Origin of the sequence: Aliiroseovarius sp. F20344 (genome assembly GCF_023016155.1) — a bacterium.
In the GTDB taxonomy this organism is placed as follows: Bacteria; Pseudomonadota; Alphaproteobacteria; order Rhodobacterales; family Rhodobacteraceae; genus Aliiroseovarius.
This window is the reverse complement of the sequence record NZ_JALKBG010000009.1, coordinates 57,196-82,500: the sequence shown is the minus strand read 5'-3', so window position 1 is coordinate 82,500 and position 25,305 is coordinate 57,196. Positions and strand designations below refer to the sequence as shown.

The window sequence follows — 25,305 nt, the reverse complement described above, 5'->3', positions numbered from 1 at the left end:
CGAATCTCCTAGGCTCCACCATTACCTTCCTGTCGATTTGACCGTTAAGAGCCTTTGGGTTTTTAACCGTCCAATCGGACGTCTTTTACATCGTTTAGAGAGAATACAATAAACAACACTGTTGGTGCCACAAGTGGGTGGTTGCCTCAGCGGTTCTTCCTTCGGGAAGCGGTTGATTTTGGTCCCTTTCCTCGGACCTTCTTCGATATCGCTGCTGAAACGATGGTGTTGTCCAAGTCAAGTACACTAACCAAGCTGCATTCGAAAGAATGTCAGCTCGTTCGAACGCAAGTTCGAACATGTGCTTCTTAACGGATCAAAGACCGACATCTGCGATCCAGTTCTTCGGAACAGTTAGGAAGCGCGGGAAAGTATGCTTTTGGTCCAGTTTGCCCTTCGGGGTAAGATGGCAGATATACAAAAGGTCTGTCTTCTTCTGGATCAAATCAAGCGCGAGAAGGGCGTTTGGTGAATGCCTTGGCAGTAAGAGGCGATGAAGGACGTGATACTCTGCGATAAGCTTCGGGAAGGTGAGAATAGCCGTTATACCCGAAGATTTCCGAATGGGGGAACCCACCTGACAGTTCATTATAATAACTTCGGTTATTTATAGTGTTCTGAAACAGGTATTTATAGACTGAATACATAGGTTTATAAAAGCAAACCCGGGGAACTGAAACATCTAAGTACCCGGAGGAAAGGAAATCAATTGATACTCCCCTAGTAGCGGCGAGCGAACGGGGACCAGCCGAGCCATGAGTGTGGATAGAATGCGTTGGGAAGCGCAACCATAGTGGGTGACAGTCCCGTATATGAAGCACAATTGGACGTATTAAGTAGGGCGGAACACGTGAAATTCTGTCTGAAGATCGGAGGACCACCTTCGAAGGCTAAGTACTCCTTACTGACCGATAGTGAACCAGTACCGTGAGGGAAAGGTGAAAAGCACCCCGACGAGGGGAGTGAAACAGTACCTGAAACCGAACGCCTACAATCAGTCGGAGGCCCCTTGAGGGCTGACGGCGTACCTTTTGTATAATGGGTCATCGACTTGGTCTATCTAGCAAGCTTAAGCCGTTAGGTGTAGGCGCAGCGAAAGCGAGTCTTAATAGGGCGAATGAGTTAGGTGGATCAGACCCGAAACCGAGTGATCTAGGCATGGCCAGGTTGAAGGTGCGGTAACACGCACTGGAGGACCGAACCCACATCTGTTGAAAAAGATCGGGATGAGCTGTGCCTAGGGGTGAAAGGCCAATCAAACTCGGAGATAGCTGGTTCTCTGCGAAATCTATTTAGGTAGAGCGTCATACGAATACTCCCGGGGGTAGAGCACTGAATGGGTAATGGGGGCATACAGCCTTACTGATCCTAATCAAACTCCGAATACCGGGAAGTACTATATGGCAGACACACAGCGGATGCTAACGTCCGTTGTGGAGAGGGAAACAACCCTGACCTACAGCTAAGGCCCCTAATTCATGGCTAAGTGGGAAAGCAGGTGAGACGACCAAAACAACCAGGAGGTTGGCTTAGAAGCAGCCATCCTTTAAAGATAGCGTAACAGCTCACTGGTCTAAATAAGTTGTCTTGCGGCGAAGATGTACCGGGGCTCAAGCCATGAGCCGAAGCTTAGGGTGTGCACTTATGTGTACGCGGTAGCAGAGCGTAGTGTGACATAGTTCCATTCCTCATTAGATCTGTTCGCAGATCCTTTGAGGATAGGAGCTTTCGATGAAGCGGGCGTGTGAGCGATCCCGTGGAGAGATCACTAGTGAGAATGATGACATGAGTAGCGACAAAGGGGGTGAGAGACCCCCTCGCCGAAAATCCAAGGGTTCCTGCTTAAAGCTAATCTGAGCAGGGTAAGCCGGCCCCTAAGCCGAGGCCGAAAGGCGTAGGCGATGGGAACCAGGTTAATATTCCTGGGCCGTGGAGTGGTGACGGATCTCGAAGGTAGTTCATCCTTATCGGATTGAATGGGCTGCTAAGAGGTTCCTGGAAATAGCCCTCCTGTAAGACCGTACCCTAAACCGACACAGGTGGATAGGTAGAGTATACCAAGGCGCTTGAGAGAACGATGTTGAAGGAACTCGGCAAAATACCTCCGTAAGTTCGCGAGAAGGAGGCCCAGTTTCTACGCAAGTATTGACTGGGGGCACAAACTAGGGGGTGGCGACTGTTTACTAAAAACACAGGGCTCTGCGAAGTCGCAAGACGACGTATAGGGTCTGACGCCTGCCCGGTGCCTGAAGGTTAAAAGGAGGAGTGCAAGCTCCGAATTGAAGCCCAGGTAAACGGCGGCCGTAACTATAACGGTCCTAAGGTAGCGAAATTCCTTGTCGGGTAAGTTCCGACCTGCACGAATGGCGTAACGACTTCCCCGCTGTCTCCAACATCGACTCAGCGAAATTGAATTGCCTGTCAAGATGCAGGCTTCCCGCGGTTAGACGGAAAGACCCCGTGCACCTTTACTACAGCTTCACATTGGCATCAGACACAACATGTGCAGAATAGGTGGTAGGCTTTGAACCAGAGACGCCAGTTTTTGGGGAGCCTCCTTTGAGATACCACCCTTGTTCTGTTTGATGTCTAACCGCGGTCCGTTATCCGGATCCGGGACCCTGTGTGGCGGGTAGTTTGACTGGGGCGGTCGCCTCCTAAAGAGTAACGGAGGCGCGCGAAGGTTGGCTCAGAGCGGTCGGAAATCGCTCGTTGAGTGCAATGGCAGAAGCCAGCCTGACTGCGAGACTGACAAGTCGAGCAGAGTCGAAAGACGGCCATAGTGATCCGGTGGTCCCGAGTGGAAGGGCCATCGCTCAACGGATAAAAGGTACGCCGGGGATAACAGGCTGATACTGCCCAAGAGTCCATATCGACGGCAGTGTTTGGCACCTCGATGTCGGCTCATCTCATCCTGGGGCTGGAGCAGGTCCCAAGGGTACGGCTGTTCGCCGTTTAAAGAGGTACGTGAGCTGGGTTTAGAACGTCGTGAGACAGTTCGGTCCCTATCTGCCGTGGGTGTAGGATACTTGAGAGGAGTTGCCCCTAGTACGAGAGGACCGGGGTGAACGTTCCACTGGTGGACCAGTTATCGTGCCAACGGTAGTGCTGGGTAGCTATGAACGGACAGGATAACCGCTGAAGGCATCTAAGCGGGAAGCCCCCCTCAAAACAAGGTATCCCTGAGGACCGAGGAAGACTACCTCGTCGATAGGCCAGAGGTGTAAGCGTGGTAACACGTTCAGCTGACTGGTACTAATGGTCCGATAGGCTTGATTTGATCCAGTAGAAGTTAGATCTCTACGGATAATCAAAAGCATACATCACAGTAGCACTTGACTTGGAAATTGCTCTTTATTCGGTTTGGTGGTCACAGCACCAGTGAAACACCCGATCCCTTCCCGAACTCGGCCGTTAAGCACGGTTGCGCCAATGGTACTGCATCTTAAGGTGTGGGAGAGTAGGTCACCGCCAAACCTAATAAAGAGCAAGAAAACGTATCCTCTCTAAACGATGATAAAAACAAACAAAACGCCGCCGAGCAGAAATGCCGGCGGCGTTCTGCGTTCAGGGGGGGAAGGCTGAATAGTGCTATCAACCATTCTTAACGGATGTGCATTGATGCAAATATAAACGAATGATTATGGAAATTGGTGCAAAAGAGAATCTAACAGAGTTTTTTAGTACGTACTTCCATGAAGACTGGGATGTCTATGGAACGAGTTGGAAAGATGTACTCGGTCACTATGTTTCTGAACACTCAAACAACGACATCTTAGAGACAGCGAATGCGCTAAACCATTTGGCTATGTTGCTTCCATATGATGCTGATGACGCATGCGAACTAATCGACAATTTCGGAAACTATTACTACTACCCCAATGATGGCTTAACGGCCCGACAGTGGATTCGGGATATGGCGGGCTACTTGGTAAATGAATCCAAACGGATCAAAGATTTGTAGAGTTCCCATGTATTGCGGGGACTGAAGGTGGGATGAGCAAGGGAATATCTGTAGGCCTCATTGTAGGTGTCTTGGTAATAACAGCCGCCGCATTAATGTTTGCTTTTGTGATCAATAATGGTGGAGCAAATGCCTAGACGACGGTTTTGCTAAATGGGGTGCAATCCGAAGAAGAGGCAGTTCAGTTCGATAGGTTCATGGTGTCTGAAATGGCTGCGAAGTGTAAATTTAGCCATCTAAAGGTTCCTTGTACTCTATGGATAATTGATGGATCAGTTGATGTGCGCTCAGATGTGTACAACGAATCCACATGGATCATCATAGAATCATCTCCAAATTATAGTTGGCCGTTCAGTCCCCCTAAGCTTAATCAAAGCCATGTTTGGGTCGAAGAGGGTATACTTGGATTTCTAGGTGGTTCTGTTTCGTCGACAGACAAATACCTGAGGTGATTTGAACGGATGCGGTGGGTAGATATCTGGATCTACCTCCCAACCCACACTTCGATCGTCTCCAAGCCTTGAATTCGGACCTGATCGGTCAGCTCGCCAATGAAGCAGTGATCAAGCAAAGCACCAACTCTCTTCGCGCCGTTTCCAAGTCATGCTAGCGTAACACGCCAAGGAGGCCCCATTCGTGACCACGCTCTCAGACATCCTTGTCCTTGCGGCAGCCGGCATGTTTGTGCTCGGATACCTGATCATCAATCAGGTGATCCTGCGGGTCATGCTTTTGATGGGTACCGGTCTATACATTTGGTACTATGCCGTCGTCGCCGATACTCCCCTTTGGCCCGCTATCTGGGCCAGTATCGCGACCGGAACGGCGAACCTGATTGGGCTGTCCAATCTGTTCATAAGACGATCCAGATGGATCCTTCCTAAGCGAGATATAGATATCTATCCCTCGTTCAGCGCACTTCCCCCAGGGGATTTTAGAAAGCTGATGCTGTTGGCACGTCGGGAAAACTACTCAACGAACAAAGTATTGACGACGGCTGGAGCGGCGGTGCCCGACTTATACTATGTCATTTCCGGATTGGTGGGCGTCCGAAAGCAGGGTGGAGAATTCTACATGCACAGTGGCAATTTCGTAGGGGAAGTCGCGTTTCTGACAAACGAAAAAGCATCGGCTACGGTCGTAATGGCGGAAGGGGGCGAACTGTTGTGTTGGGATGTTAACCAGCTGAGAGAACGCGCGGCCCGAGACGTCAGATTTCGTTTGGCGCTGGATGCAATCATTTCTCTCGACCTAGCGCGTAAAGTCGCGCAAGCCGGGGCGCCGAACGCAACGACAGTTAACGAACTTGAGAAATCGGTGTGACCCTACTGCGCGTAGCGGAATAGCAAGGTTTCCAATCCCGGATTCGGGACGGGATCGCTCAGCTCTCCGTTCGAACGGTGATCCAATGAGACACCCACACGACCTCCACTCTCTCGATAAAACCCGGCCTCGATACCCGATCGGAATTCAAGGGGGTAGCCCAGGACAGGTCCGCCTTCGGAGCGCATCCACCAGCCGGGTATGAAGCTAAGTTCAGCGTATGCAGGGCCTTGGGGAGTGCGGAACTCGTTTACCGCGCCGACCCCAACCCAGACATCACCGAGCGTATCGAATGAGACCCCTACGGTTGGACGGAATGGGCCAAAGCTGATGGGGGCGTCGTAGCGATAGTACGCCTCGCCACCGATGGAATCGGCTTCAAAGATAAGTGCCCCGGCCGAGGCGACATGGCGTACAGCCTCGACGGTGGGTTTCACGCAACCGCGGTCGCAGTGATTGACAAACATGTCGATCAATCCTGTAAGTAGAAACAAAATGGCTAGTGTGCCGTCCATGAAACCCTCGTGCGTTGCCAAAGGCTTAGCGGAGGCGCAGGTCAAAGTCACGCCCACCTCGCCTCACCGTCATTTTGTGACAGTTTTTTTGCCGATTGCGCTTGTGGTTCCCAAATCATCGCCCTATATACGCTCTACTACTGGCGCGGGATGGAGCAGCCCGGTAGCTCGTCAGGCTCATAACCTGAAGGTCGTAGGTTCAAATCCTACTCCCGCAACCAAAATCAGCGACGTGTCGCTTGGATCAAAGCCCGCCACTCTGGCGGGCTTTGTCGTTTCACGGGCAATTTCACCAACAGCTGAATCAAACGTGTGAAGCTTTGGAGGGGAGTCCCAAAACCCTGATTCCGACCTCAACACAGTAATATGCATCTGAAATGACAAACCCTTCTAAAACTGATACTTAAAGTTAAAAGAAGTTTGTGGGGAGCGGTTTGGAACAGGTCTTATTTACGTTTGAGATGGGCGTTGTTTGCGCCTTGTTGGGATTCACAGTTTTTCTTTTTGTCTCGGAAATAGTCCGAATAGATTTGGCGGCTATTTTGGTTTTGGTCCTGCTTGGGATCCTCAGTTATCTGCCCGCACTGTCCAACCTTGCCAATGTGAACGAGCTGTTCAACGGGTTTGCTTCTAATGCAGTGATTTCGATCATCGCCGTCATGATTGTCGGGGCTGGACTGGATAAAACCGGCATCATGAACAAGGTTGCTGCGACGATCATGAAGCGTGGCGGGTCGACGGAAGCGCGCATTCAGCCAATTGTTGCGGGCACTGTCGGGGTGATTTCCAGCTTCATGCAAAACGTCGGTGCAGCGGCGTTGTTCCTACCGGTGATCAGCCGCATCTCAACCCGTTCAGGGATCCCGATTAACCGTCTGGCGATGCCGATGGGATTCTGTGCGATCCTTGGCGGGACCATGACGATGGTGGGGTCGTCCCCGCTGATTTTGTTGAATGACTTGCTGCAAACTGCGAATTCTACATTGCCAGAGCATCAGAAGATGGAACCATTTGGCCTGTTCTCGGTAACCCCGATTGGGGCGGTGTTGGTCCTGACCGGTATCTTATATTTCCTACTGCTTGGCCGCTGGGTGCTGCCGGGTGGGGGCGCAACCAGTGATGGGTCCGTCGGGCATGGCATGTCCTCCTATCTAAAGCGTGTTTATGGGTTGAAGGCCGAGGTTTACGAGGTGGAAGTGCCCGAAGACAGCCCACTTGTTGGGCAGATCTTGGCGGACGTAAATCTGGACAATCACCTTTATATCATTTCGACGTTCTACCGTGGTAAAACCTCGATGGTTCAGGTGTTGACCGCCGAGATCGCGGCCCCGTGCCGCTTGGCTATCATCGGCCGTAAAATGGTTATTGATGCATTTGCCGAAAAACACGGGTTGAAGGTTCTTCCACAGCTTGATGTCTTTGCCGAAGATTTTGCGCCCACAAATGCCGGCATCGCCGAGATCGTGATCCCGCCGGAATCCGACCTGATTGGGAAATCCCCGCGTGAGCTGGTCCTTCGAAAGAACTATGGACTGTCGCTGTTGGCGATCCATCGCGGTGAAGAGACGTTAAGCCATGTTGAAACTGATGATCACACGCCAACGGCCATTGGTCTGGTCGAGTTTCAGGTTGGGGACATGCTTGTGTCCCACACGCGCTGGGACAATCTGACAAGGCTGAAGGATGATCGCAATTTGGTCATCATGACATCCGATTTCCCACAAGAAGAGCTTCGACCACACAAGGTTGGCTGGGCCATGCTGTTCTTTGCGATTTCGCTATCGATGATCCTGTTTACCGATGTTCGCCTGTCGCTGTGTCTGTTGACAGGTGCGGTCGGGATGTTGCTGTCGCGCGTGTTGTCGATCGACGAGGCCTATCAGGCCGTTGGTTGGAACACTGTTTTCTTGCTGGCCTGTCTTATTCCACTTGGCCAGGCCGTGCAGAATACGGGGACGGCCGAATGGATTGCGCAGAACATCCTGATCCTTCTTGATGGCTGGCCGCTTTGGTCATTGCAGGCGGGTATCGCCGTGTTGGCCACTGCGTTCTCACTGGTGATGTCCAATGTCGGTGCCACCGTGTTGCTTGTCCCTTTGGCGGTTTCCATCGCAATAGCGGCAGGCGGTAATCCTGCGGTCTTCGCGCTGACTGTCGCCATTTCCACGTCGAATTCGTTCATCATTCCGACCCATCAGGTGAATGCACTGATCATGGGGCCGGCGGGCTACAAGGTGAAGGATTTCATCAAGAGCGGCGGCATCATGACCATTATCTTCATGCTGGTCTCGTTGCTTATGCTGAACTTGGTATTCTGACCTGCCGCACGATCGCGATGGTTGAGCAAAGGGCCGCGGAGAATTCAACGGCTCGGTCGATCGAATGCTCATTCCACACTACTAACTAAGGCCCTAGCCCTCTGATGAGGTTGCCATGAGGGTGCGCATCTTCTCGATGGCGGACTGCATGGCGCCTTCAAGCCACAGCCGGGCGCTATCACCCATGGCAGTATATTGGTCCAGTACGCCTTGCGCCTGCGGGAAGCGGGCCGAGATCATGGGCGCCAACACATAGAGAGCAACCAACAGTACCGCCAGAAGAAGTGTTATGCCGAACCCACGGCGGAAACCGCTGCGGCCAGATACGACTTCGGCTCCTGACGGGCTCAGGTCGATTTTCTCACTTTCGGAATCGGCTGGGGCGTCGAGGGTCGAATTGATCTCTTCGATATCAGGAAGCATGTCTCGGCTTTTCAGGTCGCGTTCTGACACAGCCTCTTCGGATATGTCTTCCTCGGCCTTCATGCGCTTTATGCGTTCGGCAAGCTCTTCTTCGTCGGGTTCTTGCGCGGCTTCCAGACCCAGATCTGGTTGCGTTTCCAAACCGGTTTGCTCGGCCTCACGGGCGCGCAGCTCTTGCTGGGCTTCTTCTTGCAGGATCTGTTTGACGTCTTCGCTGACTTCTGTTCGTGGCGGGGTGGCGGATGCAGCGACTTCTTCCTCTAGGTCTGAGGTGTCTTCGTCATCTTCCACTTCGGGTTCTTCGGCTTCTGGGGCTTTAGATGCTTCAGGCGCGTCATCTGCCAATTCCGGCTCTGGCTTTGGTTCAGGTGCAGCGGGGGCTGGAATTTCGACCTTGGGGTCCTCAGCGGCATCTTCATCAGACGATGTCGCCGGAGCAGGGGCTTGAAACCATGTGTGGCTACAATTCGAACATTGCACATCCCGACCAGTTTCGGGCATGACGCGATCATCAACTTCGTATTGAGCACCACAATTGGGGCAAACCAAACGCATTTTTTCCCATCCCCTTAAAACTGGTAGGATATTCATTGCCTTAATCATGGGTAATATGAGCAAAGATGTTGTGAAAATCAAACACTCCTGTGTCGCACATTGAAACAATCGTCCAGCTGAGGCACAACTGGCGACAACTAAGCACGAGGACATCACATTGATCGAGCTGGAACAGGTCGCCTACGGGTATGGTACCGGGACACTTTTGTCCGGTGTTTCAATGTCGCTGGCGCAAGGGTCTTTTCACTTTCTGACCGGTCCTTCTGGTGCAGGCAAAACAACCCTGATGAAGCTTTGTTATGGCGAATTGGTCGCCGAACAAGGGCAGGTCGCGCTTTTTGGGCAGAACGTTCAAACCATGGAGCGGGATGATATCGCCGAGATGCGCAGGCGTATTGGTGTTGTGCATCAGGATTGTCAGTTTCTCGATCACCTGAACTTGTCAGAAAACGTGATGCTTCCGCTGACCGTTTCAGGCCGCTCTTTGCATGACCCATCTGAGTTGCAAGAGCTTTTGGCATGGGTTGGGCTTGAAAAGCAGGCCGAGGCGAAGCCGCCGGAATTGTCGGGGGGCGAACGTCAGCGTGCCGCTTTGGCGCGGGCGGTGATCATGTCTCCGGATGTAATTCTTGCGGATGAGCCAACTGGCAATGTCGATTGGGAAATGTCGTTGCGGCTTTTGCAGCTTTTGATCGAACTGAACCGCATGGGCAAGACGGTCGTGATCGCAACCCACGATATGAACTTGATCCGGTCGGCGAAATCGCATGTTCAGGCGCGTGTCCTGCGGATTTCAAACCATCAGGTGACATTGGCGGGGGCGGATCTATGAAAAGCATCCTGCCTAATCTCTTGCGGTTCTTGTCTGGTGATGCTCAAGCGGATCGCGTGGTTCCACCCACCGGGTTTACTGCCCGCCTGACCGTATTTGCATCCGCTGCTATGGCGTTTCTTGCGGTGTTTGCGTTGGCCTTGTCTTTGGCAACAGGTCGCCTTGCTGATCGCTGGGGCGAGGCTTTGGCGAAAAGCGCAACAATCCGCATTTCGGCACCGGTTGACCAGATGGATGCACAGCTGCTGGCTGTGACCGAAATTCTGGCTACAACCCCGGGAGTCAAAGAAGCGCGGCCCTTGGGAGAGGATGAGCAACGCGCATTGCTTGAACCGTGGTTCGGGCCGGATCTGCCGCTAGATCGCTTGCCCATCCCTCGACTGGTTGAAGTCATTGAGGATGAAGAAGGCTTCGACGCAGACGGTTTGCGCGCCCGATTGGCAGGCGAGGCACCGGGTGCCATTTTGGATGATCACGCACGCTGGCGGGAACCTCTGGTGAAAGCGGCCAAGCGGCTGCGATCCTTGGGTTGGTTGGCCATTGTTTTGATCACGACCCTTGCGGGCGTGGTGATTACCCTTGCAGCGTCGGCCGCGCTGTCCGCCAACGAACAGGTCATACGGGTGCTGCGTCTGATCGGGGCGCGTGATAGCTATATCGCCCATGCGTTTGTGCGTCGCTTCACATTGCGTGCACTTGGCGGCGCAGCCGTTGGTACGGTTCTGGGCGCGCTGGCTCTGTTCCTTTTGCCATCCGCCGGACAACAAGGCAGCTTCCTAACCGGGCTTGGTCTGCAAGGGTGGCAATGGCTTTGGCCCCTTCTGATCCCACCATTCGCTGCCTTGGTTGCCTTCGCAGCCACCCGTCAGGCCGCCCTGACCGTTTTGCAGGAGAAACGCTGATGCGTCACGCCATTCAATGGATAAGGTCGCTTCTGTTCATCATTCAGATGTATATTATGTTGCCGATCGTCGGCTTTGTAGGTGTGCCGCTTGTGTGGATCAAACGTGACAACGCGTTCAAGGTGATTCACTTCTATTGCAATTGGGTCCGTTGGACCGCGTCATGGATGATTGGCCTGAAAAGCGAGATCCGGGGCGACGTGCCAACAGGCGAGGTATTGATCGCCGCAAAGCACCAGTCTTTCTTCGATATCCTGCTGATCGCATCCGTCCTACCGCGCTTGAAGTTCATCTATAAAAGCCAGCTGAAATGGGCGCCTATTATCAACATCTACGCCGTCTACACGAACTCGGTTCCGGTTAATCGGGGTAAGAAGGGCGCTGCGATGAAGCAGATGGTTTCTGCCGTAAAAGATGGGCAAAAGGAACCGGGGCAGCTTGTGATCTTTCCTCAAGGCACCCGGGTCGCTGCCGGGGCAAAGAAGCCCTACAAGGTTGGGATCGGCGTGCTTTACGATGAGACGGGTTTACCCGTGGTTCCAGCGTCGACCAATGTAGGTGTATTTTGGAAACGCCACGGCATCATGCGCCATCCCGGACTTGCGGTGGTTGAGTTCCATGACCCGATCGAACCCGGTCTTGAGGTCGATACTTGCATGGCAGAGGTCGAAGATGCTGTCGAAACGGGCTCGAATGCTCTGATGGAAGAAGCCGGGCTGAGATTGGAGAGCTGATGGATTTCATCGAAACCGAAGCCGCGCTTGAGGCGCTTTACGGGACACCCGGCGAGGCGTCTTTGGTGAAAGTCGCAGATCGACTGACGCCCACCTACCGGTCTTGGATCATGGCGTCGCGCTTCTGCGTTCTGACAACAATTGGACCAGAGGGTACCGATGGCAGCCCGCGCGGTGACGATGGCCCTGTCGTGCTCGAATTGGATGAATGCCATCTGGCGCTGCCTGATTGGCGTGGCAATGAACGCATCGACAGCTTGCGTAACATAGTGCGCGATCCACGAGTTTCTTTGATGTTCATGGTGCCGGGGTCCAACAACGTCGTGCGCGTGAATGGCGAGGCAAAACTGACCAAAGATGCGGCGCTACGGGCCCGGTTTGAGAAATCCGGAAAGCCGCCGCGTACAGTTGCGGTCATTCGGATAAACGAGATCTATTCCCAATGCGCCCGTGCCATCATGCGTTCAAAGCTCTGGACGTCGGGCGACGAAAGCGCTGACCTTCCTACTGTGGGCGACATGTTGAACGAGATGACGTCAGGCGCATTCGACGGGGCGACCTATGATCAAGAATGGCCAGAACGCGCGAAAAAGTCGCTGTGGTGAAGTCGTGGTGGTGACGCTTTGATTTCCCATTTGATGATGGACGTCGACGGCGTTGTGGTGACGGGACGGCTGGGCGATGGGAAAGGTTGGGATACTGATCTGGAGCGGAACGTCGGTGTCTCAAGTGAAGCACTGAAAGCGCTGTTCTTCGCCCGTTACTGGGACAAAGTTGTCGCCGGAAAGCTGCCCCTTCGACCAACGTTGGAACAGGCCTTATCCGGTTTAGCCAATCAGAATCAGATCGATGCTTTGGTCGACTACTGGTTTCGCATGGATGCGCGGCTTGATCAGGGGGTTCTGGAAGATCTGAAGCACGTTCGAGCCTCTGGCTTGCCCGTTTGGTTCGCAACCAATCAGGAACTCGAGCGCAGCGATTACCTATGGAACACGCTTGGGCTAAAGGACTGTGCGGATCGGCTAGTGTCCTCTGCGCAGATTGGGGTGGCCAAACCGTCCCCTGCGTTCTTTGTGACCCTGCAAGAAATGACAGGGAATGCGGCGTCAGAGCATCTGTTGGTTGATGACAGCGCGGGCAACATCGCAGCTGCGAAAGCTGCCGGGTGGCATGCCGTGCAGTGGACTGCCGACATGCGTCTTTCGGACGTGTTACAGGAGTTTGGGGTGGAGCCGGCGGATTAAGCCGCCAATCCCTTTGAGCCAATTTTCAAGAACTTCTCGCGGCGCTCTTTCAAAAGCTTGTCACCCTTTTGGCGTTTCATCAGCTTTTTCAACTCGGCTTCGATAGCGCCGCCAACGGCAGCAATCGTTTCGTCGCGACCGCGTTGGGCACCGCCCATGGGTTCAGGAATAATCTGGTCGATTACACCAAGCTGCTTCAGATCCTGCGCCGTCAGGCGCAACGCTTCAGCCGCTTCGCGCATCTTCTCTGCATCTTTCCACAGGATCGACGCGCAGCCCTCGGGCGAGATCACGGAATAGATCGAATGCTCAAGCATCATGATCGAATTGGCCGTCGCAAGCGCAACTGCGCCGCCTGATCCACCTTCGCCGATGATCACTGACACCACAGGGGATTTCACGTTCAGGCAGCGTTCGGTCGAACGCGCGATGGCCTCGGACTGGCCGCGCTCTTCTGCGCCTTTTCCGGGATAGGCACCTGGGGTGTCGACAAGCATCACGATGGGCAGGCCAAAGCGATCGGCGAGATCCATCAACCGGATTGCCTTACGGTAGCCTTCGGGGCGGGCCATGCCAAAATTACGTTCGATCCGCGTCTTTGTGTCGTGGCCCTTTTCCTGGCCCATAACGACAACAGGGATGTCGCCGATCCGACCCAATCCACCCATGACGGCGTGGTCGTCTGCAAAGTTCCGGTCACCCGCCAGCGGAGTGTATTCTGTGAACAAAGCATTGATGTAGTCGCGGCAATGCGGACGTTCCGGGTGACGTGCAACCTGGCATTTGCGCCACGGTGTCAGACCCTCGTAAAGCTCTTTCAGAAGTTTTTCGGCCTTGGCATCCAGGGCCTGCGCCTCGCCCTCAACATCCATCTCTTCGCTGTTTCGCGCCAATGCGCGCAGCTCTTCAGCTTTGCCTTCGATTTCAGCCAGCGGTTTTTCGAACTCGAGATAGTTGGTCATGGGCCTGCCTGATTACACAATGTTCATGACTATATGACCTTTGGGAAGCTGGTTTGCAACGGGCGGTAGGGTCAAGGCCGCACGAAATACCAATTCCTGCGACGGAAACTGATTGCCGGTGCGTTTGGAAAAGAGATGGCCAGATGTGGTCATCAAGTATCACTGCGCGCAGGGCGCGCCGCAAAATCGAACGGAATACTGATATGTCACGATCCATTTTCGCCCGGCGAAGCGCCTTTCGTGCATTTACGGCCAGCTATCTGGTTTTGCTGATGACACTTTGCTTTGCAGTGATCGCTACATCCCATTCCTTACCGGGGTTTTGATGCTCTGCTTTTTAAGTAAGGGCGGCAGCAAATGGCAGCCGCCCACTAGATCTAAGAAACGCCTGCAATCTCAAGCAGTTTTGCAAACTGGGCTTCGGTTAGGACCTCACGCCAGTGATCAGTACAGTTTGACCGCATCATCACCAGCTTAACCTCGTTCGCACCGATCTTGTCCGCGATGGCTTGACGTTCTTCGGTGGGTTTGCCGTCAACGATGGCTTGGCGCAGGGTGGCACGCAGTTCGATCGTCTCGGTTTCCAGCGCTTTGCGGTTGGCGGGCATCGAGGCGACCCAGTTCTTCACATCCGCACGTTGCTCGTCGTTCAGCTCCAACACGTCCATGTTCTTGGCCAGAAAGCCGGTCAACTGGATGACAGGGCGGGAAAGCCCAGTTTTTGCTGGGTTGGAAGGTTGCATTTGCGCCAAAGCAGCCCCCGAAAGGCCGAGGGTGAGGGCAGTGGCGATAAGAAGCGGTTTCATCTGTGAACCTTTCAGATTGGGATGCGTCCCCAAACAGGCCTCGTCATGACCCGTGTTCACTCTACTGACCCACGAGGCACTGCCCATGCGACCGGATGCCCTGCGACAGTCTGTTCCAACAAAAAAGGCCCCGCATATTGCGGGGCCAGTCGGGGTGTTTTTCTGATTTAGCTACCGGCGATCAATTCGGCCTGGGCGACGATCACCTCGGCCTGTTTGATCGACGCGATGTCGACCAAGCGACCCTTGTAGACTGTGGCGCCTTCGCCATTGGCCTTTGCCTGTTCCATGGCGGCAAGGATCTCGCGCGCTTCAGCAACAGCCTCTTCTGACGGGGTGAAAACCTCGTTCGCCAGTGCGATTTGTTTTGGGTGGATGGCCCATTTGCCAACCATGCCCAGCGTGGCCGAGCGTTTGGCCTGCGCGATGTAGCCTTCGTCGTCCGAGAAGTCGCCGAAGGGGCCGTCGACCGGCAGGATGCCGTGGGTGCGGCAGGCAGCGACGATGGCGGCTTGGGCCCAGTGCCACGGGTCGGACCAATGCTTCTCGCCCTCGCGCATCATATAATAGTTTTCCTGCGTGCCGCCGATGCCGGTGGTTTGCATGCCCATCGAGGCTGCGAAATCTGCCGCGCCCAGCGACATGGCTTGCAGACGGGGGCTGGATGCCGCGATGGCCTCGACATGCGCAATGCCAGCGGCCGATTCGATGATGACTTCGAAGCTGACCGGCTTGGTGCGGCCTTTGGCTTGCTCGATCGCGGTGACCAGTGCATCCACAGCATAGACGTCTTCGGCGCAGCCCACTTTCGGGATCATGATCTGGTCGATGCGGTCGCCAGCTTGCTCCAACAAGTCCACAACGTCGCGATACCAGTAAGGCGTATCGAGGCTGTTGATACGCACCGACATGTATTTGTTGCCCCAATCGATGGTGTTCAGAGCTTCGATGATGTTGGCGCGGGCCACATCTTTGTCCGAGGGAGCCACCGAATCCTCGAGGTCGAGGTTGATCACGTCAGCAGCAGATGCCGCCATTTTGGGGAACAGTTTGGTGTTCGAGCCCGGGCCGAACAGCTGGCAGCGATTTGGGCGGGATGGGGCGGCGGGTTGCAGTCGGAAGGACATGGCGGGCCTTTCGGTAAGGATGTTGCGATTTCTTAGCTGCAATCGTTATTAAATTGCCGCGCCGCCCGCAAGGTTATTTTGCAGTTGCAGCATATCGGGCGATTCAGGGCGTATTGCCCCATCGGATCGAAGAATTTCGCGTGATGCCGTCAAACTGTCGTAGCATCTTGCCTATTTGTCGTGTTTTCGAGGGTTTTCGCAAAGAATTGTACTGCATAATCGTGAAAATGCTCCGAAGGGTATTCCAACATTTCATCGAAAGGGCCACGGCCATGATCAAGACACCGTATCTTCTGTTCCTGGGCGACGCGCCCGATCAACTAGCTGCAAAAGTGGCCATCGGGATCCGTGACTGGCGTCCGGACAACGCCGTGGGCCAGTTCCGTATGGAAGGCTGCGGTGCGGATCTGGGACTGACCGATATGACACTGGCAGATGCTAAGGCAGCCGGTGCCAAAACACTCGTTGTTGGCGTCGCCAACCGTGGCGGTGTGATTTCGAAAGAGTGGAAAAAAGTGCTGGTGACGGCGCTGGAAGAAGGGTTCGACCTGGCCTCGGGCCTGCACAACCTTCTGCGGGACGAGCCCGATCTGGTTGCTGTGGCCGAAGCCACTGGTCAAGAGCTGCACGATGTACGCATCCCCGAGGTCGAGTATCCGATTGCAAATGGCAAGAAGCGCACCGGCAAGCGGTGTTTGGCCGTGGGCACGGACTGCTCGGTCGGTAAGATGTATACCGCCCTGTGCATGGACGCCGAAATGCGCGAGCGTGGAATGAAGTCGACCTTCCGCGCCACCGGTCAGACCGGCATTCTGATCACCGGTGACGGTGTGCCTCTGGACGCTGTGGTTGCAGACTTCATGGCGGGTTCGGTTGAATGGCTGACCCCGGACAATGACGATGATCACTGGGACCACATCGAGGGTCAGGGCAGCCTGTTCCACGTGTCATATTCTGGCGTGACCATGGCGCTGATCCATGGGGGCCAGCCAGATGCGCTGATCCTTGCTCACGAGCCGACCCGTGAACACATGCGTGGTCTGCCAGAATACACGCAGCCGTCGTTGGAAGACCTGCGTGACACCGCGCTGACGCTGGCGAAAGTGGCGAACCCCGCCTGTCAGGTGATCGGCGTTTCAGTAAATACACAGCATATGTCGGATGACGACGCCAAGGCCTATCTCGACAAGATCGAAGCCGATATGGGCCTGCCTGCCACCGACCCGTTCCGCTATGGCGCGGGCAAGCTGGTGGATGCGCTGGAAGCGATCTAAGCTGTTAGGGTGGATCGGGGGCAAGCCCCCGGACCCCCGGGATATTTCTGACAAGAAAATGAGGGCAAGCGCGTGGAAATCTCAGTCACTCCGGACGTGTTCAAACTGGCACAGGTGTTCACCATCTCGCGCGGGTCGCGGACCGAGGCGAAAGTTCTAACAGTTCGGGTTCAGGATGGCGATCATGCGGGCTGGGGCGAATGCGTGCCCTATGCGCGCTATGACGAAACGCTGGAAAGCGTAACGAACGAGATCATGGGCCTGCCTGAGGATATCACCCGGGCGGCGCTGTATGATCTATTGCCTGCAGGGGCTGCACGGAACGCTGTGGATTGTGCGCTATGGGATCTGGAAGCCAAGCGTGCGGGTAAACGCGCATGGGAGCTGGCCGGTTTGACTGCGCCGGGGCCAGAGATTACTGCATACACCTTGTCGCTTGCCGAACCTGCCGAGATGCAGACGCAGGCCGCGAAGAACGCCTTCCGTCCGCTGCTGAAGATTAAACTTGGTACGCCGGACGACATGCCTCGGCTTGAAGCGGTGCGCGCCGGTGCGCCCACCTCGCGCATCATCGTGGATGCAAACGAAGGCTGGTCGGCCGAGGTTTATGCCGATCTTGCGCCACATTTGGTGCGTCTTGGTGTCGATCTGGTCGAGCAGCCTTTGCCCGCGGGCGAAGATGATGCGCTGATCGGGATGGAGCGTCCGGTGCCTGTCTGTGCAGATGAAAGCTGCCATGACCGCGCCAGCTTGCCCAAGCTCAAAGGCAAGTATGATGTGGTGAACATCAAGCTGGACAAGACTGGCGGTCTGACCGAGGCGCTGGCCCTGCGCGAGGCCGCTTTGGCCGAGGGTTATCAGGTAATGGTCGGCTGTATGGTTGGTTCGTCGCTTGCGATGGCACCCGCCACGCTGGTTGCGCAAGGCGCGATGGTTACTGATCTGGATGGGCCGCTGCTGCTGGCCGAGGATCGCGAGACTCCGCTTCTGTTCGATGATGCGGGCGTGCACCCGCCCGTTGCGGCCCTTTGGGGCTGATGTCAGCCGCGCCCTGCAATCTGGGTCAGAAAGACGCCCACGCCCATCACCGTGATCCCGGCTATGCGCCAGAAGGTCAGGGGCGTGACATTCGCGCCGAAAAGCCCGAAATGGTCGATGGCGGCGGCGGCAATCAATTGGCCGATCAGCACGAAGAACACCGCGTTGCCAACGCCAAAGCTGGGCGCAACCCATGTGATGGTCAGGACGTAAAAGGCCACAAGGCAGCCAGCGAAGAACAGGTGCGGGGGAGACCCCACCGCGCCTTTCAGCGATGCGCCGGACATCAAGAACACGACGCCAGTGGTCAGGAACGCCACCACGAACAAGATCAACCCCGCCGCAATCGGCGACCCCATGCGCTGGCCCAAAGCGGCGTTCAGCGCGGCCAGAACTGGAATGCCAATCCCGGCGGTCAACATGATGGCGGCGGATTGCGTGGCGCTGGGCATGGGGTTTCCTTTGACTCTGGCGTCGGTATTTGTATCAACACCCCAAACAGGAAATGCCGCGCGGGTCAAATGGCTCGCAGCGTCACATGAAGGAGACCTGACATGACCCGCACCGTTTACGTGAACGGAGAATACCTGCCCGAGACCGAAGCCAGCGTCTCGATCTTTGACCGTGGTTTCCTGTTTGCGGATGCGGTGTACGAGGTGACCAGCGTGCTGGACGGAAAGCTGATTGATTTCGAAGGTCACGCCGTGCGTCTGGCGCGTTCGTTGAACGAACTGGGGATGGAGAACCCGATCTCGAATGAGGATCTGCTGGAAGTCCACCGCGAACTGGTGCGTGTGAACGAAATCGACGAGGGTCTGGTCTATCTGCAGATCTCGCGCGGCGCGGATAGCGACCGTGACTTTGTCTTCCCGGATCCTGACAAGGTGAAGCCGACTGTTGTTTTGTTCACTCAGAATAAACCAGGCCTGGCCGCGACTGTGAAGCCGATGAAAGTGATCTCGATCGAAGACATCCGCTGGGGTCGTCGCGACATCAAAACGGTTCAGCTGCTCTATCCGTCGATGGGCAAGATGATGGCCAAGGCGGCTGGTGCCGACGATGCGTGGCTGATCGAAGATGGCTTCGTGACCGAGGGGACCTCGAACAACGTCTACATCGTGAAAGACGGCAAGATCATCACGCGCGGTCTGTCCAACGACATTCTGCACGGGATCACCCGTGCTGCGGTTCTGCGTTTCGCCGAAGAAGCCCAGATGGAAATCGAAGAACGCAACTTCACAATCGAAGAAGCGCAGAATGCGGACGAGGCGTTCTTCACCTCAGCCTCGGCCTTCGTGATGCCGGTAGTGGAAATCGACGGCCAAGCGCTGGGCGACGGCGCACCAGGCAAGGTGGCCTTGCGCCTGCGCGAGATTTATCTGGATGAGAGCCTGAAGAAGGCTGTCTAAGTCAGAAGGTGATGAACACCGAAAGGGGCTGCTGTCGCGGCCCCTTTTTTGTTGAGGAATGGCGCAGTATTAAGCCAGTTCAGGTGTGGCGCTGGAGTCCAGCTTTAGGACTGTAGCCACTTCGTCAGCAAGCGCGCGTACTTCGTCCGCTGCTGGGCCGGACCGTTTCGCCTCAATCACACCCAAGCCGCGACCCAGCGCTTCGGCATAGATCACCCTGTTGGTCAGGGATGACTGCAGCGGCTTTGTTCCAAGCTCGGCGACCGCATTGGCCACTTGTTCACCAACACGCGTACCATTGCGCGTGCGATTCATGACGACATTCGTTGGTTTTCCAGCCCGGTCTGCCAAGTCCAAAACATCATTGGTTGCCCAGACATCGGCCTTGCTGGCCGAAACAGGTACCAGCACCAGGTCCGACTCAGCCAGAACCCAACGTACATCGCTGTCGGCTTTTGGCGGCGTATCAATCAAGATGACATCGGCGTCCTTGATGTGACCCCGAATGGCACGCGAAATCCCATAGGCGGTCGCAGTCGCGAACCTGAGGTTTTCATCTTCGCCCAGCGATTCTTCACGAATATCCAGCCACTTACTAAGACTGCCTTGGGGATCCGTATCCAGAAGGGCAACACTTTTGCCCTGTGACAAGAACGCGATTGCCAGGTTGGAGACGAGCGTTGTCTTGCCCGCGCCACCTTTCTGCTGCGCCACGCAGATGATCCGACCGCCCATGTTTAAAGCCTCCAAGTGCTCTTTCTGCAGTGCAGCATAGCACTTGCAGAGGAGAAAGGCGATAGAGCTATTGTGGTGCAGCTTCTGGTCGAAAATGCTGTCGCTGTCGCTGTCGCTGTCGCTGTCGCTGTCGCTGTCGCTGTCGCTGTCGCTGTCGCTGTCGCTGTCGCTGTCGCTGTCGCTGTCGCTAAAGGCTTATTGCTTGTCCGTCACGTTTTCTTTGAATGCTACCTCGAACTCGGCCTGCTTTTCTGGGCTGGCTTCGGTTTGATAGTTCGCCTTCCACTCGGCCATAGTCATGCCATAGAAAGCCTCGCGGCCTTCGTCTTTGCTCATCTCGATACCGCGTTCATTGGCGGCTTCTTGATACCAGCGGGCAAGGCAGTTGCGGCAAAAGCCCGCCAGATTCATCATGTCGATGTTCTGTGCATCGGTGCGGTCTTCCATCAGGTGCTTTTGCAGGCGGCGAAAGGCGGCGGCTTCGATCTCGATGCGGGTTTGGTCGTCCATGATGGGCTCCGGTTGGTTGGCAGGTCTGCGCATTGGAACGGTTGCGCCCGGTAAGGTCAACCGGGCGCGGAGAGCGTTACATTAATTTCAACGCAAGCCATGGGGCCACACAGAAGATCAGCGTGAGTATCTTCAGGTTGGCCAGATAGTTGAAATACGCGCTGTTCAGTGCGTCTTCGCTGAGCGAAAACAGCGAAGAATGCAGCCGGACGGCCACGGGGCGCAGGACGATAAGTCCGATGGTGGCGACAAGCAGAAACGCGATGCTTAGAACAGACATCCAGCCAAAAAACGAAGTCAGTTGATCAATGGTCATAGCGGGTCTCCTTTCCTAGAAACCTACCTGATATATGGGGATCGGTGCTTAGTGAGGCAAGGAAGGGTCGTGCGAAATTGCAGCCTAAGCGGTGCTTTCTAAAGCCCGCTTTTTGCCAGAACCTCGGTCAGTATCGGCGCAAGCCGTTCGGCCCATGCGCGTTGCTGTTCCTCGGTCTCAATCAGGTCATTGCGGATCTCGATCAGAACATTCGGGCGTTCCTGCACGACCGCATGGCGGTCGATTGAATCGCCGTCCAGATGGCCGCCATAGGGCTCGTTCTCGCCAACGCAAAGGTCGGATTCTTCTTCGAGCCGTTCGATCAGCGGCGTCGCGATGCGGCTGTCTTTCTCGTGCAGGATTGCGATGTGCCATGGGCGCGGGTCGCGACCGTTCAGTTGCGGTGTATAGGAATGCATCGCAACGATTACTGTGTTGTCTTGGCGGGCAGCTAGCTGGGCAAGCGCATCGTGATAGGGGCGGTGGAAGGCATCAAGCCTGCGTGCTTTTTCTGCTTTGTCGGCGTGCCGGTTTGCCGGGATGATTGTTCCGTCATAAAGCCTCATCAACAAGGTTGGGTCGTCTTCACCGCGATTCGGGTCGATCACCAGACGCGAGAAGTTAGACAGGATCGCGGGGGCATCCAGCAGATCGGCCAAATGGGTAGAGACGCCGGCCGCACCGACGTCATAAGCGATGTGCCGGTTCATATCATCGGGCGCAATGCCCAGATCGCCGCCGCCTACGCAAGAAGGAACGGTATTGGCGGCATGGTCGCATGTGATCAACCAGCGTGCGGGCCTTTCTTGGCCATATATGTGAAAGGGTGTGTATGTCATTTTGGCGTTGTTTTTCTGTTTCAGTTCTCCTTTATGCGACGTTGAAGGCAAGCGCCAGTTGTCAGCGCTAACATTTTGCGGCATAGGTCTTTCGACCCCGCATAAGACCAAAATGAAAGAGAGGTGCGCCGTGAGACGCCATCGTAATGTCAAGATCGTCGCAACCCTTGGACCCTCGTCAAACGACTACGATATGATCAGAGCGTTGTTCGAGGCTGGCGCCGATGTGTTTCGGATGAATATGTCCCACGGCACCCATGACGAGCAGCGTGCGCGCCATGCCTTGGTGCGCAAGGTGGAAAAGGATTTGGATCGTCCGATTGCGATCTTGGCCGACCTTCAGGGGCCGAAGTTGCGCTGCGGTGTGTTCGCGGCGGGTGCCGCTGACATCGAAGAAGGGCACGAGTTCCGCTTTGATCTGGATGAAGCGCCGGGCGAAGGGCACCGCGTTTGCCTTCCTCACCCCGAGATTTTTGCTGCGCTGGAACCCGGATCGACTTTGTTGGTGAACGACGGCAAGTTGCGCTTGAAAGTTAAGGATTGTGGTCCAGATTTCGCAGATTGCGTTGTCGAAGTTGGTGGCACCATTTCAGACCGAAAGGGTGTGAATGTCCCTGATGTTGTGCTTCCGCTGGCAGCGCTTTCAGACAAGGACCGTGCGGATCTTGAGTTTGCTTGCCAACTAGGAGTGGACTGGCTGGCGCTTAGCTTTGTTCAGCGCGCCGAAGATGTCGAGGAAGCGCGCGAGCTGGCGCATGGCCGAGCAGCGGTTCTGTCAAAGATTGAGAAGCCTGCGGCTGTACATGCGTTTGATGAAATCCTGAAGGTTTCGGACGGTATCATGGTGGCTCGGGGTGACCTTGGTGTAGAACTGCCGGTTCATGCAGTTCCGCCGATCCAGAAGCGCTTGATCAATTCCTGCCGCAGGGCAGGTAAGCCGGTGATCGTCGCGACACAAATGTTGGAAAGCATGATTGAAAGCCCCATGCCAACGCGGGCTGAGGTTTCTGACGTGGCGAATGCCATCTACGACGGCACGGATGCGGTTATGCTGTCTGCTGAAAGTGCTGCTGGGCAATATCCAGTTGAGGCAGTCTCCACGATGAACGCCGTGGCAATTGAGGTCGAAAATGACGACACCTATCGCGAGCAAGTCGAAGCCTCCCGTGTTGCCAGCCGAAGTGGTGTGAATGATGCAATTGTCGCTGCGGCGCGTGAGATTGCGGAAACCACAGACATCAAGGCGATCTGTTGCTTTACGCAATCCGGGACAACTGCGCTTTTGACTGCGCGTGAACGCCCGCGTGTTCCCATCATCGCGCTGACACCTCTGCGCGGCACTGCGCGCCGCCTTTGCTTGTCTTGGGGCACCAACTGTTTTGTTACGGCTTCTGTGGTGGAACGGTTTAAGGCAGCAGTTGTGTCTGCTGCGCGCGCGGCCAGAAGTTCTGGCTTTGCGGATGAGACAGATCAGATCGTTGTGACGGCGGGTGTTCCCTTCAACGTACCCGGAACAACCAACATTCTGCGCGTCGCGCCCTGTGATGAAAGTCTGATCTACGCAACCTGAAGCAAATGGGTTATACTGTCTGCATAGAACACGAATTCAGTTTTCGGTGGAGGCAAGATCATGACCTATGACACATATTTTGTTGTCGGGCTAATAATACTGGTTCTGTCATTGCCAGCCATCGTAGGCGCCTTTCGCCGTGGCGATGCGCCGCGTGTTCCCGCGATTATGCTGCTGATTGGTGGTGGATTGATTGCCATCGCCCTAGGCGGCAAGCCGAACGGTTATAGTATCGAAACCATCCCGCAGGTCATCGATACGGTCGTCACACGCTGGATGGCTTATTTTCAAGCCTAATCGAAACGATTTCAGAAGCTAAAAAATGCTTGCGAGTCGCGCAATCTGGCCCTATACGGCCAACTTCATGTGCGCGTGGGCTAATGTGGCATGCCCACCGTGCATCAACGTAACCTTTGTTTGGAGACGAAAATGCCCAAGATGAAGACCAAATCGAGCGCCAAGAAGCGCTTCAAGGTTTCCGCGACCGGCAAGGTCATCGGAGCCCAGGCTGGTAAACAGCACGGAATGATCAAACGGACGAAGAAATTCATCCGTAACGCACGCGGTACGTCCGCTCTGTCCGCCCCCGACGCTAAGATCGTCAAGGGCTACATGCCCTACGACCGCTAAGAGGAGATACTGATATGTCCCGCGTTAAAGGTGGAACCACAACCCACGCCCGTCACAAGAAAGTCGTCAAGGCCGCCAAAGGCTATTACGGTCGCCGCAAGAATACCTTCAAGGTAGCGCGCCAAGCCGTCGACAAGGCGAACCAATATGCAACCCGCGACCGCAAGAACCGCAAGCGTCAGTTCCGCGCGCTGTGGATCCAGCGTATCAACGCTGCTGTTCGCTCGCATGACGAAAGCCTGACATATTCGCGCTTCATCAACGGCCTGAACCTGGCTGGTGTTGAAGTGGACCGTAAGGTTCTGGCCGATCTGGCTGTACACGAGCCTGATGCATTCGGCGCGATCGTTGAAAAAGCACAAGCTGCTCTGGCTGCTTAAGTCCGCCAACAGCACGTAATTCGGAAGCCGCAAGGGAAACCTTGCGGCTTCTTCGTTTCTGGAGCTTCATTTTATGCATGCGCACAGTTCCGGCGTTAAGATCCACAACCGCCCGTAAAGATGCGGTATACTGCCAGTGTCCGAGAATATCCTTGCACTCTGGCCTAACCGGCTTATTGAAAGTGGTTCTTAATTACCGCTGGGGAAGGCCGCCATGCATCTACTGGGTACGTTTATTAAGCCGATGCACCGTGAGGGCATTAAGTTTGTCGCGATCTTTGCTGCGGTCACGTTCGTTCTGTTCCTGATCTGGCCCTTCCTAGGGTGGATAGGCGTGGGGCTCACGATTTGGTGCTACTACTTCTTCCGCGATCCCGAACGGATAACCCCATCACGTCCGGGGCTAATCGTCAGCCCGGCTGATGGCATTGTGTCCCTGATAGAACCAGCAGTTCCCCCAAAAGAGCTTGGCATGGCGGATACACCGCTTACGCGTGTCAGTGTGTTTATGAGCGTTTTCAATTGCCACGTGAATCGCACTCCGATTGCGGGCGAAGTCACAGCTATTGCCTATCGCCCTGGCAAATTCTTGAACGCGTCTCTGGACAAAGCCAGCGTCGACAATGAACGCAACAGCCTATGTATTCGCTTGCCAGACGGCCAAGACCTGGCAGTTGTCCAGATTGCAGGGTTGGTTGCACGCCGCATCGTTTGCTTCATCAAGCCGGGCACACAAATGCAAACAGGAGAGCGTTTTGGCTTGATCCGGTTTGGATCTCGTCTGGACGTTTACTTGCCCCCAAACGTGGAACCGCTGGTCAGTATTGGCCAAACCATGGTGGCGGGCGAAACCGTCATTGCAGAACTGCCTACCTCACATGATGGATAGACTGGCCGTA

Annotated in this window: 26 protein-coding genes, 2 tRNA genes and 2 rRNA genes (1 of these 30 only partly in view); 20 read left to right on the top strand and 10 right to left on the bottom strand. The window is 55.2% G+C overall.

Features of this window, described 5'->3' with window-relative positions:
* The 5 genes from MWU55_RS16475 to MWU55_RS16635 all read left to right on the top strand — a co-directional run.
* Positions 1-21 (top strand) — tRNA-Ala (locus tag MWU55_RS16475); it begins 55 nt to the left of the window's first position.
* A 423-nt stretch (positions 22-444) separates the two neighbouring features.
* Positions 445-3,280: ribosomal RNA gene (locus MWU55_RS16470) — 23S ribosomal RNA — on the top strand.
* A gap of 82 nt (positions 3,281-3,362) precedes the next feature.
* Positions 3,363-3,477, top strand: a 5S ribosomal RNA gene (rrf, locus tag MWU55_RS16465).
* 160 nt (positions 3,478-3,637) lie between these two features.
* A complete protein-coding gene (locus MWU55_RS16460) occupies positions 3,638-3,964 on the top strand; it encodes a contact-dependent growth inhibition system immunity protein (RefSeq protein ID WP_246938146.1) in 327 nt (108 codons plus the stop codon).
* A gap of 636 nt (positions 3,965-4,600) precedes the next feature.
* Positions 4,601-5,287, top strand: coding sequence for a cyclic nucleotide-binding domain-containing protein (locus MWU55_RS16635; RefSeq protein WP_246938145.1), 687 nt, complete (start codon positions 4,601-4,603; stop codon positions 5,285-5,287).
* A gap of 2 nt (positions 5,288-5,289) precedes the next feature.
* Here MWU55_RS16635 and MWU55_RS16450 read toward each other — a convergent pair whose 3' ends face one another.
* The gene (locus tag MWU55_RS16450; RefSeq protein ID WP_246938143.1) at positions 5,290-5,802 is read right to left on the bottom strand and encodes an acyloxyacyl hydrolase; all 513 of its coding nucleotides are present in this window, start codon (positions 5,800-5,802) and stop codon (positions 5,290-5,292) included.
* Positions 5,803-5,946: 144 nt separating this feature from the next.
* On the opposite strand from MWU55_RS16450, the gene MWU55_RS16445 reads away from it, so the two are divergent.
* Positions 5,947-6,023, top strand: a tRNA-Met gene (locus tag MWU55_RS16445).
* A gap of 240 nt (positions 6,024-6,263) precedes the next feature.
* Entirely contained in the window at positions 6,264-8,120 is a 1,857-nt protein-coding gene (locus MWU55_RS16440; protein WP_246938152.1) for an SLC13 family permease, read from the top strand.
* Positions 8,121-8,213: 93 nt separating this feature from the next.
* On the opposite strand, the gene MWU55_RS16435 is transcribed toward MWU55_RS16440, so the two are convergent.
* A complete protein-coding gene (locus MWU55_RS16435; RefSeq protein ID WP_246938141.1) occupies positions 8,214-9,146 on the bottom strand; it encodes a zinc-ribbon domain-containing protein in 933 nt (310 codons plus the stop codon).
* A gap of 109 nt (positions 9,147-9,255) precedes the next feature.
* Here MWU55_RS16435 and MWU55_RS16430 point away from each other — a divergent pair, with 109 nt between their 5' ends.
* Genes MWU55_RS16430 through MWU55_RS16410 form a run of 5 tightly spaced genes read left to right on the top strand, consistent with a single transcriptional unit; the run spans position 9,256 to position 12,810 of the window.
* Positions 9,256-9,930 carry an ATP-binding cassette domain-containing protein gene (locus MWU55_RS16430; protein WP_246938139.1) on the top strand — a complete coding sequence of 225 codons (675 nt, stop codon included), beginning with the start codon at positions 9,256-9,258 and terminating at the stop codon, positions 9,928-9,930.
* The gene (locus tag MWU55_RS16425; RefSeq protein ID WP_246938137.1) at positions 9,927-10,832 is read left to right on the top strand and encodes an FtsX-like permease family protein; all 906 of its coding nucleotides are present in this window, start codon (positions 9,927-9,929) and stop codon (positions 10,830-10,832) included. The genes MWU55_RS16430 and MWU55_RS16425 overlap by 4 nt, the downstream gene beginning before the upstream one ends.
* On the top strand, positions 10,832-11,566 hold the full coding sequence (locus tag MWU55_RS16420; protein ID WP_246938135.1) for a lysophospholipid acyltransferase family protein: 735 nt from the start codon (positions 10,832-10,834) through the stop codon (positions 11,564-11,566). Before MWU55_RS16425 ends, MWU55_RS16420 begins: the two co-directional genes overlap by 1 nt.
* On the top strand, positions 11,566-12,171 hold the full coding sequence (locus MWU55_RS16415) for a pyridoxamine 5'-phosphate oxidase family protein (RefSeq protein WP_246938133.1): 606 nt from the start codon (positions 11,566-11,568) through the stop codon (positions 12,169-12,171). Before MWU55_RS16420 ends, MWU55_RS16415 begins: the two co-directional genes overlap by 1 nt.
* 33 nt (positions 12,172-12,204) lie before the next feature.
* Positions 12,205-12,810, top strand: coding sequence for an HAD-IA family hydrolase (locus tag MWU55_RS16410; protein WP_246938131.1), 606 nt, complete (start codon positions 12,205-12,207; stop codon positions 12,808-12,810).
* Here the strand turns inward: MWU55_RS16410 and MWU55_RS16405 are convergent.
* From MWU55_RS16405 to MWU55_RS16395, 3 genes are all read right to left on the bottom strand, one after another.
* Positions 12,807-13,772 carry an acetyl-CoA carboxylase carboxyltransferase subunit alpha gene (locus MWU55_RS16405; protein WP_246938129.1) on the bottom strand — a complete coding sequence of 322 codons (966 nt, stop codon included), beginning with the start codon at positions 13,770-13,772 and terminating at the stop codon, positions 12,807-12,809. The genes MWU55_RS16410 and MWU55_RS16405 overlap by 4 nt on opposite strands.
* 377 nt (positions 13,773-14,149) lie before the next feature.
* Complete coding sequence (locus tag MWU55_RS16400; RefSeq protein ID WP_246938127.1) at positions 14,150-14,578, bottom strand: Spy/CpxP family protein refolding chaperone; 429 nt, start codon at positions 14,576-14,578, stop codon at positions 14,150-14,152.
* Positions 14,579-14,745: 167 nt separating this feature from the next.
* A complete protein-coding gene (locus MWU55_RS16395; protein WP_246938125.1) occupies positions 14,746-15,705 on the bottom strand; it encodes an L-malyl-CoA/beta-methylmalyl-CoA lyase in 960 nt (319 codons plus the stop codon).
* 272 nt (positions 15,706-15,977) lie between these two features.
* Here MWU55_RS16395 and dgcN point away from each other — a divergent pair, with 272 nt between their 5' ends.
* Together dgcN and dgcA are read left to right on the top strand one after the other, a co-directional pair.
* Positions 15,978-16,979 carry an N-acetyltransferase DgcN gene (dgcN, locus tag MWU55_RS16390; RefSeq protein ID WP_246938123.1) on the top strand — a complete coding sequence of 334 codons (1,002 nt, stop codon included), beginning with the start codon at positions 15,978-15,980 and terminating at the stop codon, positions 16,977-16,979.
* Positions 16,980-17,051: 72 nt separating this feature from the next.
* Positions 17,052-18,017, top strand: coding sequence for an N-acetyl-D-Glu racemase DgcA (dgcA, locus tag MWU55_RS16385; protein WP_246938121.1), 966 nt, complete (start codon positions 17,052-17,054; stop codon positions 18,015-18,017).
* A gap of 2 nt (positions 18,018-18,019) precedes the next feature.
* On the opposite strand, the gene MWU55_RS16380 is transcribed toward dgcA, so the two are convergent.
* On the bottom strand, positions 18,020-18,469 hold the full coding sequence (locus MWU55_RS16380) for a DMT family transporter (RefSeq protein WP_246938119.1): 450 nt from the start codon (positions 18,467-18,469) through the stop codon (positions 18,020-18,022).
* A 102-nt stretch (positions 18,470-18,571) separates the two neighbouring features.
* Here MWU55_RS16380 and MWU55_RS16375 point away from each other — a divergent pair, with 102 nt between their 5' ends.
* Complete coding sequence (locus MWU55_RS16375; protein ID WP_246938117.1) at positions 18,572-19,426, top strand: D-amino-acid transaminase; 855 nt, start codon at positions 18,572-18,574, stop codon at positions 19,424-19,426.
* 69 nt (positions 19,427-19,495) lie between these two features.
* On the opposite strand, the gene parA is transcribed toward MWU55_RS16375, so the two are convergent.
* From parA to MWU55_RS16355, 4 genes are all read right to left on the bottom strand, one after another.
* Positions 19,496-20,161, bottom strand: coding sequence for a ParA family partition ATPase (gene parA / locus MWU55_RS16370; RefSeq protein WP_246938150.1), 666 nt, complete (start codon positions 20,159-20,161; stop codon positions 19,496-19,498).
* Between the two features lie 195 nt (positions 20,162-20,356).
* Positions 20,357-20,671: a DUF1244 domain-containing protein gene (locus MWU55_RS16365; protein ID WP_246938116.1), complete on the bottom strand. Its 315-nt coding sequence runs from the start codon at positions 20,669-20,671 to the stop codon at positions 20,357-20,359.
* A 76-nt stretch (positions 20,672-20,747) separates the two neighbouring features.
* Entirely contained in the window at positions 20,748-20,987 is a 240-nt protein-coding gene (locus MWU55_RS16360) for a DUF6868 family protein (RefSeq protein ID WP_246938114.1), read from the bottom strand.
* Between the two features lie 98 nt (positions 20,988-21,085).
* Positions 21,086-21,826 (bottom strand): N-formylglutamate amidohydrolase, encoded by a 741-nt coding sequence (locus tag MWU55_RS16355; protein WP_246938111.1) that lies wholly within the window; start codon positions 21,824-21,826, stop codon positions 21,086-21,088.
* Positions 21,827-21,956: 130 nt separating this feature from the next.
* On the opposite strand from MWU55_RS16355, the gene pyk reads away from it, so the two are divergent.
* From pyk to MWU55_RS16330, 5 genes are all read left to right on the top strand, one after another.
* Positions 21,957-23,396, top strand: coding sequence for a pyruvate kinase (pyk, locus tag MWU55_RS16350; RefSeq protein ID WP_246938109.1), 1,440 nt, complete (start codon positions 21,957-21,959; stop codon positions 23,394-23,396).
* A 60-nt stretch (positions 23,397-23,456) separates the two neighbouring features.
* Entirely contained in the window at positions 23,457-23,693 is a 237-nt protein-coding gene (locus MWU55_RS16345; RefSeq protein WP_246938107.1) for a hypothetical protein, read from the top strand.
* Positions 23,694-23,825: 132 nt separating this feature from the next.
* Positions 23,826-24,026: a 50S ribosomal protein L35 gene (gene rpmI, locus MWU55_RS16340; protein WP_142851789.1), complete on the top strand. Its 201-nt coding sequence runs from the start codon at positions 23,826-23,828 to the stop codon at positions 24,024-24,026.
* Between the two features lie 14 nt (positions 24,027-24,040).
* Entirely contained in the window at positions 24,041-24,406 is a 366-nt protein-coding gene (gene rplT / locus MWU55_RS16335; RefSeq protein WP_246938105.1) for a 50S ribosomal protein L20, read from the top strand.
* Between the two features lie 214 nt (positions 24,407-24,620).
* Positions 24,621-25,295 (top strand): phosphatidylserine decarboxylase, encoded by a 675-nt coding sequence (locus MWU55_RS16330; RefSeq protein WP_246938103.1) that lies wholly within the window; start codon positions 24,621-24,623, stop codon positions 25,293-25,295.
* The last annotated feature ends 10 nt before the right edge of the window (positions 25,296-25,305 follow it).

Coding starts and splice junctions, on each gene's coding strand:
- MWU55_RS16355 (WP_246938111.1), bottom strand. CDS start 21,826: ATGACATACACACCCTTTCACATATATGGCCAAGAAAGGCCCGCACGC.
- MWU55_RS16410 (WP_246938131.1), top strand. CDS start 12,205: ATGATGGACGTCGACGGCGTTGTGGTGACGGGACGGCTGGGCGATGGG.
- MWU55_RS16330 (WP_246938103.1), top strand. CDS start 24,621: ATGCATCTACTGGGTACGTTTATTAAGCCGATGCACCGTGAGGGCATT.
- MWU55_RS16405 (WP_246938129.1), bottom strand. CDS start 13,772: ATGACCAACTATCTCGAGTTCGAAAAACCGCTGGCTGAAATCGAAGGC.
- MWU55_RS16345 (WP_246938107.1), top strand. CDS start 23,457: ATGACCTATGACACATATTTTGTTGTCGGGCTAATAATACTGGTTCTG.
- parA (WP_246938150.1), bottom strand. CDS start 20,161: ATGGGCGGTCGGATCATCTGCGTGGCGCAGCAGAAAGGTGGCGCGGGC.
- MWU55_RS16380 (WP_246938119.1), bottom strand. CDS start 18,469: ATGCCCAGCGCCACGCAATCCGCCGCCATCATGTTGACCGCCGGGATT.
- MWU55_RS16460 (WP_246938146.1), top strand. CDS start 3,638: ATGATTATGGAAATTGGTGCAAAAGAGAATCTAACAGAGTTTTTTAGT.
- MWU55_RS16375 (WP_246938117.1), top strand. CDS start 18,572: ATGACCCGCACCGTTTACGTGAACGGAGAATACCTGCCCGAGACCGAA.
- MWU55_RS16365 (WP_246938116.1), bottom strand. CDS start 20,671: ATGGACGACCAAACCCGCATCGAGATCGAAGCCGCCGCCTTTCGCCGC.
- MWU55_RS16450 (WP_246938143.1), bottom strand. CDS start 5,802: ATGGACGGCACACTAGCCATTTTGTTTCTACTTACAGGATTGATCGAC.
- MWU55_RS16435 (WP_246938141.1), bottom strand. CDS start 9,146: ATGATTAAGGCAATGAATATCCTACCAGTTTTAAGGGGATGGGAAAAA.
- MWU55_RS16420 (WP_246938135.1), top strand. CDS start 10,832: ATGCGTCACGCCATTCAATGGATAAGGTCGCTTCTGTTCATCATTCAG.
- dgcN (WP_246938123.1), top strand. CDS start 15,978: ATGATCAAGACACCGTATCTTCTGTTCCTGGGCGACGCGCCCGATCAA.
- MWU55_RS16395 (WP_246938125.1), bottom strand. CDS start 15,705: ATGTCCTTCCGACTGCAACCCGCCGCCCCATCCCGCCCAAATCGCTGC.
- MWU55_RS16415 (WP_246938133.1), top strand. CDS start 11,566: ATGGATTTCATCGAAACCGAAGCCGCGCTTGAGGCGCTTTACGGGACA.
- MWU55_RS16440 (WP_246938152.1), top strand. CDS start 6,264: ATGGGCGTTGTTTGCGCCTTGTTGGGATTCACAGTTTTTCTTTTTGTC.
- MWU55_RS16425 (WP_246938137.1), top strand. CDS start 9,927: ATGAAAAGCATCCTGCCTAATCTCTTGCGGTTCTTGTCTGGTGATGCT.
- rpmI (WP_142851789.1), top strand. CDS start 23,826: ATGCCCAAGATGAAGACCAAATCGAGCGCCAAGAAGCGCTTCAAGGTT.
- MWU55_RS16400 (WP_246938127.1), bottom strand. CDS start 14,578: ATGAAACCGCTTCTTATCGCCACTGCCCTCACCCTCGGCCTTTCGGGG.
- MWU55_RS16360 (WP_246938114.1), bottom strand. CDS start 20,987: ATGACCATTGATCAACTGACTTCGTTTTTTGGCTGGATGTCTGTTCTA.
- rplT (WP_246938105.1), top strand. CDS start 24,041: ATGTCCCGCGTTAAAGGTGGAACCACAACCCACGCCCGTCACAAGAAA.